Annotated in this window: 12 protein-coding genes; 8 read left to right on the forward strand and 4 right to left on the reverse strand. The window is 64.0% G+C overall.

What is annotated here, in order from left to right:
• Window positions 1–62: 62 nt before the first annotated feature.
• A complete protein-coding gene (locus tag AAHB08_RS10820; RefSeq protein ID WP_139435501.1) occupies window positions 63–2,582 on the reverse strand; it encodes a class I adenylate cyclase in 2,520 nt (839 codons plus the stop codon).
• Between the two features lie 322 nt (window positions 2,583–2,904).
• Between AAHB08_RS10820 and hemC the strand changes: the two genes are divergently transcribed.
• Genes hemC through AAHB08_RS10840 form a run of 4 tightly spaced genes read left to right on the forward strand, consistent with a single transcriptional unit; the run spans window position 2,905 to window position 6,862 of the window.
• On the forward strand, window positions 2,905–3,834 hold the full coding sequence (hemC, locus tag AAHB08_RS10825; protein WP_319912287.1) for a hydroxymethylbilane synthase: 930 nt from the start codon (window positions 2,905–2,907) through the stop codon (window positions 3,832–3,834).
• Between the two features lie 46 nt (window positions 3,835–3,880).
• A complete protein-coding gene (locus AAHB08_RS10830) occupies window positions 3,881–4,615 on the forward strand; it encodes a uroporphyrinogen-III synthase (protein WP_342058974.1) in 735 nt (244 codons plus the stop codon).
• Complete coding sequence (locus tag AAHB08_RS10835; RefSeq protein ID WP_342058926.1) at window positions 4,612–5,688, forward strand: uroporphyrinogen-III C-methyltransferase; 1,077 nt, start codon at window positions 4,612–4,614, stop codon at window positions 5,686–5,688. Before AAHB08_RS10830 ends, AAHB08_RS10835 begins: the two co-directional genes overlap by 4 nt.
• A gap of 10 nt (window positions 5,689–5,698) precedes the next feature.
• Complete coding sequence (locus AAHB08_RS10840; RefSeq protein ID WP_139435507.1) at window positions 5,699–6,862, forward strand: heme biosynthesis HemY N-terminal domain-containing protein; 1,164 nt, start codon at window positions 5,699–5,701, stop codon at window positions 6,860–6,862.
• A 232-nt stretch (window positions 6,863–7,094) separates the two neighbouring features.
• Here the strand turns inward: AAHB08_RS10840 and AAHB08_RS10845 are convergent, their stop codons facing one another.
• On the reverse strand, window positions 7,095–7,346 hold the full coding sequence (locus tag AAHB08_RS10845) for a YkgJ family cysteine cluster protein (RefSeq protein WP_025325492.1): 252 nt from the start codon (window positions 7,344–7,346) through the stop codon (window positions 7,095–7,097).
• Between the two features lie 169 nt (window positions 7,347–7,515).
• The gene (gene glpX / locus AAHB08_RS10850; RefSeq protein ID WP_041206766.1) at window positions 7,516–8,526 is read right to left on the reverse strand and encodes a class II fructose-bisphosphatase; all 1,011 of its coding nucleotides are present in this window, start codon (window positions 8,524–8,526) and stop codon (window positions 7,516–7,518) included.
• A gap of 218 nt (window positions 8,527–8,744) precedes the next feature.
• Between glpX and AAHB08_RS10855 the strand changes: the two genes are divergently transcribed.
• Entirely contained in the window at window positions 8,745–9,803 is a 1,059-nt protein-coding gene (locus AAHB08_RS10855; RefSeq protein ID WP_139435509.1) for a porin, read from the forward strand.
• An 86-nt stretch (window positions 9,804–9,889) separates the two neighbouring features.
• On the opposite strand, the gene AAHB08_RS10860 is transcribed toward AAHB08_RS10855, so the two are convergent.
• A complete protein-coding gene (locus AAHB08_RS10860) occupies window positions 9,890–10,369 on the reverse strand; it encodes a GNAT family N-acetyltransferase (protein WP_202047726.1) in 480 nt (159 codons plus the stop codon).
• 279 nt (window positions 10,370–10,648) lie between these two features.
• Here AAHB08_RS10860 and AAHB08_RS10865 point away from each other — a divergent pair, with 279 nt between their 5' ends.
• The 3 genes from AAHB08_RS10865 (at window position 10,649) to AAHB08_RS10875 (ending at window position 14,585) form a co-directional block, all read left to right on the forward strand.
• Window positions 10,649–12,691 (forward strand): TonB-dependent receptor, encoded by a 2,043-nt coding sequence (locus AAHB08_RS10865; RefSeq protein WP_342058927.1) that lies wholly within the window; start codon window positions 10,649–10,651, stop codon window positions 12,689–12,691.
• Between the two features lie 65 nt (window positions 12,692–12,756).
• Window positions 12,757–13,377, forward strand: coding sequence for a PepSY-associated TM helix domain-containing protein (locus AAHB08_RS10870; protein WP_342058975.1), 621 nt, complete (start codon window positions 12,757–12,759; stop codon window positions 13,375–13,377).
• 173 nt (window positions 13,378–13,550) lie between these two features.
• Window positions 13,551–14,585 carry an acyltransferase family protein gene (locus AAHB08_RS10875; RefSeq protein WP_139439195.1) on the forward strand — a complete coding sequence of 345 codons (1,035 nt, stop codon included), beginning with the start codon at window positions 13,551–13,553 and terminating at the stop codon, window positions 14,583–14,585.
• Window positions 14,586–14,702: the final 117 nt, after the last annotated feature.

Here is a 14,702-nt window from a genome sequence, read left to right on the forward strand (position 1 = left end):
ATCATGCAGGCCGTTTGTTTTCATCCCTTCCGGCGCTAGACCGGCACATCATCCCGCTTCCCTCACCCGACTTCCCGGGCCGCCCCCGGATTGTCCCGCTGCGGGCTCTGGCTGCGGTAGGGGATCACCTCCAGCTTGTCGCCCATCTGCACGATCTCGTAATACTGGGGCAGGTTGAAGTTGCTGAACTGGCCCGCATTGCTGAATCGCTCGTGGCCCGAGGTGTAGAAGCGGTTCACCCCCTGCACCAGCTCGTCCTTGTTGCCGGCGAAGTGCTGGTAGATCTCCACCCGGTTCGCCTCGTCCAGGATATAGATGTTGGTGCCCGCATCCCGGGTATCGAAGAAGAACTGCACCAGCCCTTCGCTGGCGTAGGCGTCGACTATGCCGGGCAGGTGCTGGCTGTGGGTCTTGTCGAGCCGCAGCGGCAGGTGATCCAGCTTGTTGTGGGAGATGTGGCGATAGAAGTCGATGGCGTTTTCCAGCTTCTTCACCGAGACCCCGCGCCGCTCGAAGAAGATGCCGTACTTCTCTTTCCCCAGCGCCAGCGTCTTGACCAGCTGCTGCTTGTCCCGGGCCAGACGCAGCTCGATGCACTCGGCCACCAGCTGCTGAAAGCGGGCGCGCACCAGGGAGCGGAAGTGCTGGCTGTAGCAGAACACCTCTATCTTCTCGGGGGCGGCGGCATCCTGGTGCATCTTGCCGAGTATGGTGGTGAGGGCATCCACCACCGCCTCCTCCCCCTGGAAGTGCAGGGTGCGGATCTCGCTCCAGGAGTTGCGATAGACGAGGTCCACGGATCCCACCAGACACTCCTGGTTGCGGCCGAAGGAGAAGACATCCGCGGCATTGGCGTCGAACTCGATCACCTGGCCCACCCAGTGGCTGGACGGATCCGTCTCCAGGTTCAGGAAGATGGAGAGCTGGTGGATCTCGCAGGGGCGGCTCAGGGCCAGGTTGGTGGCGCGGGGGTACTTGACCGGGAAGGTCCCAGAGAGATCGCGGCAGAACTGGTGCAGGTTGTCGATGTGCAGATCCGAGCCCTGATTGAACAGGTGCACCCTGGACTGGGGCGTCAGCAGGCCGTTGAAGTAGGCCCAGGCCACCAGCTTGCTGATGTAGCCGTTATATTCGAGCGGCGCCCGACCTATGATGTCGGCGGGCTCGAGGGAATGCTTGTAGAGATACCAGCCGGCGCGATTCAGGCGGCCGTGGGGCACCTGTACCAGGCTGAGATCCGGTTCGCCGAGATCCGGCGCTATCTTGAGGTTGATGCGCTGCACCTTGCCCGGCAGGCTCTCGAAGGCGGCATAGAGCTTGCGCGACAGTATGCCGATGTCTTCCGGGTTGATGGACTCGCTGATGTTGTTGCGCCGGGCGAACTGGATGAGGTTGCGGTAGCTCTGCATCAGGGCCTCCAGCAACTCGGCGTAGGCCACCTTGACGTCCTCGACCTTCCACTCCTGGCGATGATCCAGGTGATGCAGCCGCTCCGGACTCCAGCCCCAGTAGGCCACCAGCTGGGCCATCTGCTCCCGGCGCCAGTCCGGGGAGTGATCCTCCTTCGGATGGCTCAGACCGTCGCACACCTTGAGATAGAAGCAGCGGCGCACCAGATCCAGGCGCTGCATGTCGCCGATGGATTTCAGGTAGTTGGTCACCTTGTCCAGCATCAGGCAGTAGTTGTCGAGCCGGTAGTGCATCCCCTCGTTGTGCTGGAACCAGTCGCGGCTGGTCACCGACAGCAGCCGGGTGTTGGGATACTCGTGGGAGTAAGCCTCCATCAGCACCGACTTGAGCACCGCCTTGTAGGGGGAATCTATGCCCTTGTAGAGCTGCCACAGGGCTGAGCCGAAGTACTCCTCGGCGGGGATACGGTCGAAGCCCCCGAGGTCGAGCCAGTCATCCTGGCTCAACTTGCCGTGGGCGAACAGGCCGTTGACGTAGTCGTCGTAGTGATCGTCGTATTCAGCCGGCACCAGATACCAGAGCAGCCGCTTGCCCGCGATGTGCATGGCACTGCGATAGAACTCGTCGAGCAGCAGCAGGTGCTGGGCGCTGCCGCAGCTCTCCCCCTGCATCTGGGCATCGTTGCGCTGGCGGAACTTGTCTTCGGGGATCAGGAAGAAGTTGAGATCGACCCCGCGCTGCTCGGCCCACAGGGAGAGGTGCTGGCACTTCTGCTCCAGCAGGGCGAGGCGTTCCTGGGACAAGCCGGCCACGTGACAGACCCAGATGTCGAGATCCGAGTGGCAGCACTGACCGATGGAGGAGGTGCTGCCCATGGAGTAGAGGCCCTGGATCGACTTATCGTGGGTGCTGAGGCCGCCCTGACAGTTGGCGTTCTGGCACAGATCCTGGATGAAGGCCTGCTGGGCCTCGTTGGCGACGAAACTCCAGATACCATGAGGCACGTCCCCTGCCACATAACCGGGCAGAAGGGGATGATTGAAGTGCAGCATGACAGGCAGCAGTTGGAAGACCTGCTGCCCATAGCGACTCATGAGATCCAACGCTCGTTGCGTCTTGAGACGATTCAGCTCGTCGTAGCGCGCCACCAGCGTGTCGAGTTTTACCAGCAATGCCCTACCTATGGGGAAGAGAAATGACGCACCAAAACGGGGAGACGTCAAAAAAGTGTGATCATGTTAACAATGCAAACAGCAGTGGTAAACAAGCCCGCACACAATCACCGGATTATTTCTGGCACGCCCCGTAACGGTATCAATGGAAAGCAATAAAAAATAATATTTTCAATTAGTTGCCATCATATAATGAGCGAATGAAAATTAATTTCAGCGACCCTTTTTGAGCTTGGCCCCGCTTTTGCCGGCTGCGCCATGAAAGCCCATGCAAAGGGTGGTAAGATCGTTTTCCTCACTAAAGATGAAACAACTGATTGATATGGCAGCCCGAACCCTGAGAATTGCCACTCGCAAGAGCCCACTGGCCCTGTGGCAGGCCAACTTTGTAAAAGATCGGCTGGAAGCCCTCTATCCCGATCTGCGAGTCGAACTGGTCCCCATGAGCACCCAGGGTGACAAGATCCTGGATACGCCGCTGGCCAAGGTCGGCGGCAAGGGGCTCTTCGTCAAGGAGCTGGAGACTGCCATGCTGGAAGGGCGGGCCGACATCGCCGTCCACTCCATGAAGGACGTGCCGGTGGAGTTCCCCGAGGGGCTCGGCCTGCACACCATCTGCGAGCGCGAAGACCCGCGCGATGCCTTCGTCTCCAACCGTTTCAAGCAGATAGACGAGCTGCCCCAGGGGGCCGTGGTCGGTACCTCCAGCCTGCGCCGCCAGTGCCAGCTGCGGGCCGCCCGCCCGGATCTGGTGATCCGCGACCTGCGCGGCAACGTCAACACCCGCCTCGCCAAGCTGGATGCCGGTGAGTACGACGCCATCATACTCGCCGCCGCCGGCCTGAAACGGCTGGAGATGGCCCACCGCATCACCGCCTTCCTCGAGCCGGAGCAGAGCCTGCCCGCCAACGGCCAGGGAGCCGTCGGCATCGAATGCCGCCAGGACGATGTTGAGCTGCACGCCCTGCTGGCGCCGCTGGAACACGCCGAAACCCGAATCCGGGTGCTGACCGAGCGCGCCATGAACCGCGCCCTGCAAGGGGGCTGTCAGGTGCCTATCGGTGCCTATGCCCTGGTGCAGGGGGACGAGGTCTGGCTGCGCGGCCTGGTGGGCAGCCCGGATGGCACCCGGGTGATCCGGGACGAGATCCGCGGTCCGCTGGCGGACGGCGAGGCACTGGGCCACGCCCTGGCCCAGCGTCTGCTGGCCGCCGGCGCCGACGCCATTCTGGCCGAGGTCTACCGGGCATGAGTGCAGCGCGGACCGGTTCATGGTCATGTGCCCGGAGCGCCGCCTGATGGTCCCGCTGGTGGTGCGCCCGGCCGCCCAGGCCACCCTGCTGGTGCAGTTGCTGCGCCAGCAGGGCCATGCACCACTGTGCTGCCCGCTGCTGGAAACCCGGCCGGGCAGTGAACTCCCCCGCCTGCCCGAACAGCTGCCCCAAACGGACATCATCATCGCCGTCAGCGCCCATGCCGTTAAATTTGCTCATCATTTTCTGTTGCAAACTGGTCTGACCTGGCCACATATTGACTACTTTGCGGTCGGTCAGGCGAGCGCGGATGCCTTCAGCGAGGTGGGTGTCCAGGCCCTCTGCCCGACCGATCCCCGCAGTGAAGGCCTGCTGGCCCTGCCGCCCCTGCAAGGGGTGAGCGGCAAGCGGGTGCTGATCCTGCGCGGCAACGACGGGCGGGATCTCATCGCCCGGACACTGGCCTCACGCGGCGCACTGGTGCACTATTGTGCCACCTACGAGCGCCACTACCCCGAGCTCGACGGGGACGCATTGACCCGCCACTGGCAGGCAGCCGGCCTCGACAGCCTGCTCATCACCAGTGGTGAACTCTTGCAGCGGTTGCTGGCCCTGGTGCCCGGCCCGCAGCGACCCTGGCTTTATGACCGCCTGCTGGTGGTGCCCAGTCCCCGGGTGGCCGAGATGGCCGAGGGAGCTGGTTTTACCCGTATCGTGATTGCCCAAGGTGCATCCAACCAGGCTCTGGTGGCCGCCCTGGAACTGAGGAAGATGGAATGACTGAACAGCAAGAAGTCCAGCCGAGTGCTGCGGCCCCCGGGGCCGACAACAACAAGCCCGAGCACAAGGCCGTCGGCAACAAGAAGGGCGGCGCCGGCGTCGTCCTCGGTGGCGTTGCCATCCTGCTGGCCCTGGGGCTGACCGGCGGCCTCTATCTGCACGGCCACCAGAATGCCGTCGCCCAGCAGGCCGAACTCGGCGCCCTCAAGCTGCAGCTGGCCGAGGCCATGGGCAAGCTGGAGCAGAACAACAGCAAGGATGCCGAACAGTTCAGCGCCCTCGGCAAGAACCAGCAACAGCAGCAGGAGGCGCTGGACGCCCTGCAGCACAAGGTGCTGGATCTCGACGACAAGCGCCCCAACGACTGGATGCTGGCCGAATCCGAATACCTGGTACGCATGGCGGGCCGCAAGCTGTGGCTGGAACACGACATCGTCTCCGCCATCACATTGCTCGGCAACGCCGACGAGCGGATCAAGGCGCTCAACGACCCCAGCCTGATGCCCATTCGCAAGGCGCTGGCGGAAGACATAACCAAGCTCAAGGGGATGCCGCGGGTCGATCGCGAAGGCTTGACCCTGAAGCTGGCCGCGCTGTCGGACCAGATAGAGCTGCTGCCCCTCTCCACCGTGAGCATGCCACAAGCCAAGGCCGAGCCGGATCAGGCGGTCAGCACCAATCCGGACGAGTGGGAGAGCAATCTCAAGAAGAACTGGGTCAAGTTCACCGAGAACTTCATCACCATACGTCGCCGCGACGGGGCCGTGGAGGCCCTGCTCTCACCGCAGCAGGAGATCTTCCTGCGGGAGAACCTCAAGACCAAGCTGTTGCAGGCCCAGCTCGCCGTCTATCGCGAGCAGCAGGCGCTCTATACCGACAGCCTGGAGAAGGCCCAGCGCTGGCTGACCCAGTACTTCGATACCGACAACAGCGCGACCCAGTACATGCAGTCCGAGCTCGACAAGCTCAAAGACGAGCAGATCCAGTTTGACTACCCGGATCAGTTCAAGACCCAGGCCATGCTGGAACAGGTGCTGACCGAGCGCCTGCAACGCATCCTGGCCGGCAACTGAGGAGGAGACCATGATTCGTCTGATCGTCGTGGTGGCCGTGATGGTCGCGGGCCTGATCTTCGGCCCCGAAGCGTCCGGCAACAAGGGCTATGTGCTCATCTCGCTCGGCAACTACACGGTGGAGTCTTCGGTCACCAGCGCCGTGATCCTGGCGGTGCTCTTCTACGGTGCCCTGCTCATCGTCGAGTGGGTGCTGGGCCGGGTCTTCGGCCTGCGCCGCAAGACCCAGGGCTGGTTCGGCTCGCGCCGTCGCCGCAAGGCGAACCTGCAAACGGTGAATGCCACCCTGGCCATGGCCGAGGGGCACTACAACCAGGCCGAGAAGCTGCTGATCAAGGGGGCCGACAACAGCGACACCCCGCTGCTCAACTATCTGAGTGCCGCCAAGGTGGCCCAGGCCAGAGGCGATGACGTGCGCCGGGATCACTACCTGCAAAAGGCGCAGGAGGAGAACCCCAAGGCCGAGCTGGCATTGACCCTGATCCAGACCCAGCTGCAGATAGAGCAGGGCCAGTACGACAGTGCCCTCGGTCGGCTCGAGTCCGTCTACGCCCTGCACCCGCGCCATCCCATGGTGCTGGATCAGCTGCGCCAGGTCTATCTGGCCCGGGAAGACTGGGCGGCCCTCATCGATCTCGCCCCGGCCCTGCGCAAGGTGGGCAAGTTGACCGCCCAGCAGGAAGAGGCGCTGCTGCACCAGGCCTGGATTGGCCGTCTCGAGGCCGCCAGCGGCGCCCTCGAGACCCTGCGCCCGGTGTGGCAGGCGCTGCCCCGCAAGCTGCGTCAGGACCCCGCACTGCTGGCCAGCTACGGGGATCGTCTGCGCCGGCTCGGTGCCGACAGCGAGGCGGCCGACCTCTGGCTGGAGGCCCTGCGCAAGGATCCCTCCCCCGAGCTGTTCGCCCGCCTGCCCAAGCTCAGGCTGGATGACTATCAGCCCATGCTGACCCTGCTCAAGAAGATCCAGGATCAGCCGGGCGCCGAGGCGGCACTGGCGCGAGTCTACCTGCTGGCCGGCCAGCTGGACGAGGCCCAGCACCTGCTGGAGCAGGAAGTGGCGAAGCGGCCGGATGCCGCCCTCTACCATGCCCTCGGGCAGGTGATGGACAAGCGCCGTCTCACCAACAAGGCCAACGAGTACTATCGTCAGGCCCTGCAACTGGCCGACGTCTGACCTTCCCCGTCACGGGAGACAAAAAAAGGCCGCAATTGCGGCCTTTTTCTATTCCGGGTTTCTCCACGTTTCGCGATCGTTCGAATACGCTTCGCTATTCGAACCTACGAGAACGGCTGGATGTGGAGGCTTGATTGGCCATGTAGGTTCGATTAGCCGCGCAGCGGCGTAATCGGACAAGGTGATGTCGTTGCGGACATCGCCACATCATCGGACGAGCCACCACCTCGCCTCAGGCAGTCAGCCGCTCCATCTCGCCGATAAGCCAGACGGCCTCCTGGCGGTGTGAGCCGCACACGTCCTGCATGGGCCGAAAGCTGCTGCACACCGCAGGACGCTCGGGCTGGCCGAAGATCTTGCAGCCCAGCCACTGGTCGAGCTGAACACAGGGAACGCCGGCCGGCTTGCCCTCCGGCATGCCGGGGATGGCACTGCTGATACTGGGGGCTGTGCAGCAGGCACCGCAACCTTGACGACATTCCATATGATGCATTCCTGTGCATGGCGAAGCAGTCTATCAAAGGGCCCCGATTCCCCTTAGCCTTATCCGCCCTGTCCCGCTAAATAGTCCAGACCCGGACGCAGGGCAACAAAAAGCCCGACGGCAGCAGCGGTCGGGCTTTTCATCTTGCAGCAGGTTCAACCCACTCTCATCAGAGAATGATGTCGCGCACCACGCTGTCCTTGCGATCCAGGAAGTGAATCGACTTGATGCGGCGGATGGTGCGTGACTTGCCGCGGATCAGCAGGGTCTCCGTGGTCGCCATGACGCCATTGCTGGTGATGCCTTCCAGCAGATCACCCTTGGTGATGCCGGTGGCCGAGAAGATGACGTTGTCATTCTTGGCCAGATCTTCCAGCTTGAGCACCTTGCTCACGTCGATGCCGAGCTCCTGGCAACGGGCAATCTCCTGCTCGCCCAGGGCACGCACCTCGGGGCTGTCCCCCTTGACCTGGTGACGGGGCACCAGGCGCGCCTGCATGTCGCCGTCCAGGGCGCGGATCACCGCCGCCGAGATCACCCCTTCCGGAGCGCCGCCGATGCCATAGAGCATGTCCACTTCGCTGTCAGGCAGACAGGTGAGGATGGAGGCGGCCACGTCCCCGTCGGGGATGGCGAACACCCGCACGCCCAGCCCCTGCATCTCCTTGATCGCCTTGTCATGACGCGGCTTGGCCAGGGTGATGACGGTCAGGCGGGAGAGGGGCTTGCCGAGCGCCTTGGCGACGGCCTTGAGGTTCAGCTCCAGGGCCTGATCGAGATCGATGGCGCCCTTGGCACCCGGGCCCACGATCAGCTTCTCCATGTACATGTCGGGGGCCTTGAGGAAGGAGCCCTTGTCGCCGACGGCCAGCACGGCCAGGGCATTGGACTGCCCCATGGCGGTCATGCGGGTGCCCTCTATGGGGTCGACCGCGATGTCCACGGCGTCGCCCTGACCCGTGCCCACCTTCTCGCCGATGTAGAGCATGGGGGCTTCGTCGATCTCCCCCTCGCCTATCACAATCTCGCCATCGATCTGGATCTGATTGAGGATGTGACGCATGGCCGCAACGGCCGCGCCATCGGCGATATTCTTGTCACCACGTCCGAGCCACTTGTAGCCAGCCAGTGCAGCCGCTTCCGTCACTCGGGAAAATTCGATTGCCAGTTCACGTCTCATCGCATATCCAACCTTAGGAGCTCGAAAACGGGCGGCATTCTACCACAAGGGCAAACCTTTGCGCGCAAAAGTGGCGACCAGCCACATAAATCCCGGTTTTCATCCCGCTGACATGAAACCGCCACGGCTTGTTCACACCCCGGTCACCCCGCTGTCATCTGTCACTTCTAGCATGGCCCCGTCTTTTAAAACAGAAGCTTGCAACACAAGGGATCATGATGAAAAAGCTGACAGTAGTAGCATTGGCTCTCACCGCCGCCTTCCAGGCTCAAGCCGTCGAAGTCTATAAAAATGACTCCACTCTGCTCGATCTCTATGGCCGCATCTACGCCGGCCAGTTCTTCGGCGAGAAGAAGGAGCTGGATGCCAATGGCGACATCAAGAACGAATACAGCGACAAGCAGGGTGCCAACCAGTTCGTCCGCCTGGGCGCCAAGGTAGAGAGCGAGATCAACCCGGGTCTCAAGGCCCTGGCCCAGTACGAATTGCAGATCTACGTCAATGACAGCGAGAAGACCGTCAGCGAGAACTCCGACAACATGCGTACCCGCCTGGCCTTCGCCGGGGTGGGTGCCGACTGGGGCAATGTCACCTTCGGTCGCCAGAAGGGCGCCCCCGGCCTGCTGGCCGACTGGACCGACGTCTCCCTCTCCGACGGCTACGGCAACGACGCCCTGGGCGCCAAGACCGACACCTTCGCCACCAACCGTGCCGGCTCTGTGCTGAAATACTCCGGCCTGTTCAACGGCTTCCAGGTCGATACCAGCTACAAGTTCGACGGCGGTGACACCGAAGAGACCACCAGCAAGGACAGCGATGCCGCCTACGGTGCCGCCCTGGCCTACACCTTCCCGTTCAACCTGGCCCTGGGTACCGCCTACAACGTGGGTATCCGCGACAAGAGCGGTGAAGAGGATGCCAAGCTGTGGCTGCTCTCCGCCAAGTACGACAACAAGGCCGTCTATGCCGCCCTGAGCTACGCAGACGGCAGCGACTTCCTGGCCACCGGCAAGGATCACACCGGCTGGGAAGGGGCCCTGGGTTACAACTTCGAGAGCGGCTTCGGCCTGATGGCCCTGTGGAACAAGCAGAAGGTGGAGCAGAGCGGCAAGAGCGACTACGACTCCATCGACTACTACACCCTGGGTGCCCAGTACAAGTTCAACAAAAACCTGAGGGTCATCGGCGAGTACCGCATCAACAACCTGGACAGCAATGACAGCGGCAAGCTGAACACCAAGGATGACTTCCAGCTGGCGGCCCGTTACGACTTCTAACACCGGCCCCAGACAAAACGGCGCGCAGATCCCTCTGCGCGCCGTTTTTCATTCTCCCCTCCCGCTGGGGGGCTGAGCCACAGAGGCTAGAGTTTCTTCTGCCAGAACAGGGCCCGACCCACCTGCGAGTTCAGCTCATAACCCTCGAAACCGCTGGCCAGGTAGGCGGCCTGGGCCACCCTGTTGCCCTCCAGCACCTCCAGGGTCAGCTTGCAGCAGTCGAGCTCCCGGGCGAGCCGCTCCACCTGTGCCAGCAGCCGTTTGCCGAGGCCGCGCCCGCGATGATCCGGGTGCACCGCAAGGTCGTGGAGGTTGAGCAGGGGCCGGCAGGCGAAGGTCGAGAAGCCCTCGAAGCAGGTGGCCACCCCGGCCGGCTGCCCATCGACCCAGGCCAGCAACACATGGGCACCGCTTCTCGCCGCCAGGGCCTGCGCCAGATTGGCCTTCACCTCATCGGCGAGGGGGCTGCCCCCGCCCATCTCGTCTTTCGCGTATTCGTTGAGCAGATAGACCAGCGCCTCGCCGTGCTGCCGGTTATGAAGGTCTGCCCTGATGATCTCTTCCATGTTCCGTTTCCTGTTTCCCTGGGGCGGCATCGGTGCCACCGAACCCGGATGGTAAACCAGCCCTTTGCCACAACCAAGACTCATCCGATGCGTTGCATCAGAGCAATGAGCCTCAACTGACCGCAAAACTGGTCGTAGGTGTGGGCTTTTTGCATCTTTGCCTTGCCAGCCAAATGAAAATAAATATCATTAGCGCCCTCCCGCATCGGGAGCATTTTAATAATTACTAATAAATCAATAAGTTCAGGCCAACAGGTCGATTAGAAGAGTCACACGCAGATGCATAACCCCAACCCCCCGCGCGCCCTGCTGGGCGTCGCCTTGCTGTCCCTTTGCGCCAGCGCCCAGGCCGAAGACGAGACCCTCACTGTGGTCGGCAAACGCAGCCAGCACGAAGAGGTGGCCACCGCCACCCGCACCAGCACCCCGGCCAAGCTGGTGCCCCAGACCATAGAGAGCGTCTCCGCCAGCGAGCTGACCGCCTACGGCCAACCGACCCTGAGCGAGGCCCTGAGCGGCATCCCCGGGGTCAACGCCAGCGGCGACACCCGCTTCGACGGCGTCAACATCCGCGGCTTCAATGCCAGCAACGACTTCTACCTCGACGGTCTGCGGGACGACATGCAGTACACCCGCGACCTTGGCAACATAGAGCGGGTCGAGGTGCTCAAGGGGCCGGCCGCCGTGCTCTACGGCCGTGGCAGCACCGGGGGCATAGTCAACCGGGTCAGCAAGAAGCCGCAACGGGGCCAGGCCTCCAGCGTCACCGCCCGGGTCGGCAGCTTCGACAGCCAGCGCCTCGCCGCGGATCTCAATGCCGAGGCAGGCGAGCGGGTGCAGCTGCGCCTCAACCTGGCCCAGGAGGACAAGGAGAGTTTTCGCGACGGCGTGACCAGCAAGCGCACCCTGCTGGCCCCGTCCGCCAACTGGGAGATCACCGACAAGCTGAACTGGCTGGTGCAGTACGAGCGCAACGGCAGCGATCGCACCCCGGATCGCGGCATCCCCGGGGTCAACGGTCGCCCGGCCGATGTCCCCATCGAGATCGTCTACAGCGACACCAGCCGCGACTTCATCGATGACGTGGCCCAGTCCACCCGCTCCCAGCTCACCTGGGATCTGAACGAGCAGTGGCAACTGCGCCAGCAGCTCGGCTACACCAGCCTCGACAGCCAGTTCGACAACACCTATGTCACCAGCGTCAAGGGCGACCAGGTGACCCGCGCCCGCTGGCAGCAGGATCTCAAGGCCAACAACCTGACCAGCAACACGGAAGCGGAAGGCCAGTTGCAGACCGGTCCCGTCGAGCATCGCCTGCTGGTGGGCCTGGAGCAGAGCTGGCAGGAGCGCACCCCCAAGCTCTATCAGAACGCTACCGCTATCCCCCCGGGCAACCTGTACGATCCGGGTTCACTGCCCAGCTACAACGGTGCCATGAAGCTCTCCAGCGACGCCAGACACAGGGTGCGTGGCTACGGCCTCTATGTGCAGGATCAGCTCAGCCTGGGGGACTGGCACCTGCTCGGCGGCCTGCGCCGGGACGCGTTCATCGTCACCAGCCGCCGCAACGACCTCGACAAGGAGGAGACCCTCTCGGTCACCAGCCTGAGCCCCCGTCTGGGCCTGGTGTGGAACCCCATCGAGGAGCACGCCTTCTACACCTCCTACAGCAAGACCTTCACCCCGGTCGGCGGTGAGCTGATCGGCATCACTCCGGGGGACAAGAACAACAACCTGGATCCCCAGCACACCCGGCTCTACGAGGGGGGCGTGAAGAGCGACTGGCTGAACGGCCGCCTGGCCACCACCCTCTCCCTCTACCGGCTGGAGATGTACAACAAGCGCAGCAAGGATCCGCTGGCTCCCACCAAGGTGCTCCTCACCGGCCTGCAGCGCACCGACGGCATAGAGCTGAGCGCCCGCGCCCAGCTCACCGACGCCTTCTACCTGCACGGCGGCATCGCCATCCAGGATGCGGAGCAGGTCAAGGCGGATGCGGATCTGCAGGGCAAGCGGCCGATGAACGTCTCCCGCGAGAACGGCCAGCTGTTCGCCGGCTACCAGAGCGGCAAGCAGGGCTGGTATGGGGAAACCGGGGTGACGGCGGTGGGGGATCGCTTCGCCGACAACGCCAACACCACAGTGCTGCCGGGCTACGCCCGCTATGACGCCCGCGCCGGCTACCGCTGGCAGCACTGGGATGCCCAGCTCAGCGTGGAGAACCTGACCGACCACGACTACTTCGTCAGCGCCACCAGCGCGGCCCAGATCATGCCGGGCAGCCCCCGTCAGCTGAATCTCACCGCCGCCTACCGCTTCTGATCCTCCTGCCCACAGCCAAACTGGCCAGCCTCTGCTGGCCAGTTTTTTTATGACGCGCCACCATGATGAAACCCAAAAGACTCCCCCTTCACAACAACAAGTGGGTGCGCCGCATCCACGCCTGGGCGGGCTTTGCCACCCTCACCCTGATGCTGCTCTACGGCCTGACCGGCCTCTGGCTCCAGCACAGGGCCGTGCTGCCCCTGCCCGGCCCCCACACCGAAAAGTCGAGCGAGGAGATAGCGCTGACCACGCCGCTGGCGAGCCCTGACGCACTGAAAGCCCTGCTGCAACAGCGTTACCCCGAGGGCTTGGAGGAGGGGCGGATCAGCATCACCCCGGCCCGGACCCTGCCCACCCCCACAGGCCCCCTCACCCTGCCGGCTCGCTGGGAGCTGCGCGGCGTCACCCTCCGCCAGAGCCTGGCCGCCAGTTATGTGGAGGGTACCCTGCTGGTGCAGACCGAGCTGCAGCGGGCCAACGTCGCCGCCAGCCTCAACCGGCTGCATCGCGGCATGGGCACTGGCCTCTCCTGGCAACTGGTCGGCGATCTCGCGGCCCTCTCCATGCTGCTGCTGGCCCTCACCAGTTTGCTGATGTGGAACAAGCTGCACGGCCCGGCTGGCCGCGGCATCGCCCTGCTGCTGACGGGCGCCGTCGCGACAGTGCTGGTCGCCCTGCTCTAGGGCTTTTACCGACACCAAAACGGGATCCGCCTCCCACCCGGGGTAACCCTGCCCATCCCCCGGGTAACAAAGGGTAACCGGCCACCGATGGGGGTCACAGTTGACGACCCCCCGGCTGGAAGAGGCATGTGCCCGGCTGCTAGGGTGCCGGGTTTCAGCCGTCGGAAACCATCATGCGCATCTCCAGCATCGAGTGCGGGCGAGTCCTGGCCATCCTGGCCGTGATGACCATTCACCTCTCCCCCTTCAGCAATCCGTTCGATCCCACTCTCTGGGACGGCACCCCCTACCTCTGGCTCGGGGCCATCATCAACCAGCTGTGCCGCTTCGCGGTGCCGCTCTTCTTCCTCTGCGCCGGCTACTTCCTGCAACCCGCCCTCGCCGCAGGCAAGCCGATGGCGGTGGCGCTGCGCTACTGCCGCCCCCTGCTAGGGCTCTGGCTGGCCTGGAGCCTGCTCTATCTACTGGTGCCCTTCAACCCGGTCGCGGCCATGACGGAAGGCTATCTGACCAGCATGGCGGGCCAGTGGCAGATGCAGCTGGGGGATCCTCTCAACGCCTGGTGGGTGGGTGGCATGATCCACCTCTGGTTCCTGCCCGCCCTGATGCTGGCCGTCCTGCTGCTGGCCCTCTGCTGGCGAGTCAGGCTGCCCCGACTGGCTCTGGTGGCGGGCGCCCTGCTCTACGGGCTGGCCCTGATCGGCGGCTCCTATGGCCCGCTGCTAGGGGGCGAGTGGGCCCTGCTGACCCGCAACGGCCCCTTCTTCTCCCTGCTGTTCGTGGCCCTAGGCGCCGAGCTGCGCCTGCGTGGCTGGCAGCCGGATGCCAGGCGCAGCGCCCTGCTGATGGTGGCGGGGATGGGGCTCTATGCCCTGGAGGCCGCGGGCCTGCTGCGTTTCGCCGCCGTGCCCCTCAACCGTCACGACTTTCTGCTGGGCTCCCTGCCCTGGGCGCTCGGCCTGTTCGGCCTGCTGCTGGCCAACCCAAACTGGGGCAGGGGCAGCTGGCTGGAGCGCCAGGCCCCCAAAGTGCTGGGTCTCTACTGCCTGCACATGATGCTGGTGGTCTGGCTGATGGTGTTCGGCCCGCAGGGCAAGCTGCTGTGGTGGGAGCTGGTGAAGGTGCCGGTGCTGCTGGTGCTCTCCCTGCTCGCCTGCCGACTGCTGGCGACAAACCGGATCAGCGGCTGGCTGCTGCGGGCCCGCTGAGGCCGCTCGTGCAGGCCTCTGCAGCCAGCGAGCCTGCATGAGCCAAGGGATGCGAGCAGCGGGTGGGTGCTAGCGCGGTGCACGACAGGGTATTTGACGTCAATGAGCCCCAGAGCC

The organism is Aeromonas sp. OTU364 (assembly GCF_038440395.1).
GTDB lineage: Bacteria > Pseudomonadota > Gammaproteobacteria > Enterobacterales > Aeromonadaceae > Aeromonas.

What these genes read in the sequence shown, in the direction of transcription:
- hemC (WP_319912287.1), top strand. Translation starts at nt 2,905, where the DNA reads ATGGCAGCCCGAACCCTGAGAATTGCCACTCGCAAGAGCCCACTGGCC.
- AAHB08_RS10830 (WP_342058974.1), top strand. Translation starts at nt 3,881, where the DNA reads ATGGTCCCGCTGGTGGTGCGCCCGGCCGCCCAGGCCACCCTGCTGGTG.
- AAHB08_RS10835 (WP_342058926.1), top strand. Translation starts at nt 4,612, where the DNA reads ATGACTGAACAGCAAGAAGTCCAGCCGAGTGCTGCGGCCCCCGGGGCC.
- AAHB08_RS10840 (WP_139435507.1), top strand. Translation starts at nt 5,699, where the DNA reads ATGATTCGTCTGATCGTCGTGGTGGCCGTGATGGTCGCGGGCCTGATC.
- AAHB08_RS10845 (WP_025325492.1), bottom strand. Translation starts at nt 7,346, where the DNA reads ATGGAATGTCGTCAAGGTTGCGGTGCCTGCTGCACAGCCCCCAGTATC.
- glpX (WP_041206766.1), bottom strand. Translation starts at nt 8,526, where the DNA reads ATGAGACGTGAACTGGCAATCGAATTTTCCCGAGTGACGGAAGCGGCT.
- AAHB08_RS10855 (WP_139435509.1), top strand. Translation starts at nt 8,745, where the DNA reads ATGAAAAAGCTGACAGTAGTAGCATTGGCTCTCACCGCCGCCTTCCAG.
- AAHB08_RS10860 (WP_202047726.1), bottom strand. Translation starts at nt 10,369, where the DNA reads ATGGAAGAGATCATCAGGGCAGACCTTCATAACCGGCAGCACGGCGAG.
- AAHB08_RS10865 (WP_342058927.1), top strand. Translation starts at nt 10,649, where the DNA reads ATGCATAACCCCAACCCCCCGCGCGCCCTGCTGGGCGTCGCCTTGCTG.
- AAHB08_RS10870 (WP_342058975.1), top strand. Translation starts at nt 12,757, where the DNA reads ATGAAACCCAAAAGACTCCCCCTTCACAACAACAAGTGGGTGCGCCGC.
- AAHB08_RS10875 (WP_139439195.1), top strand. Translation starts at nt 13,551, where the DNA reads ATGCGCATCTCCAGCATCGAGTGCGGGCGAGTCCTGGCCATCCTGGCC.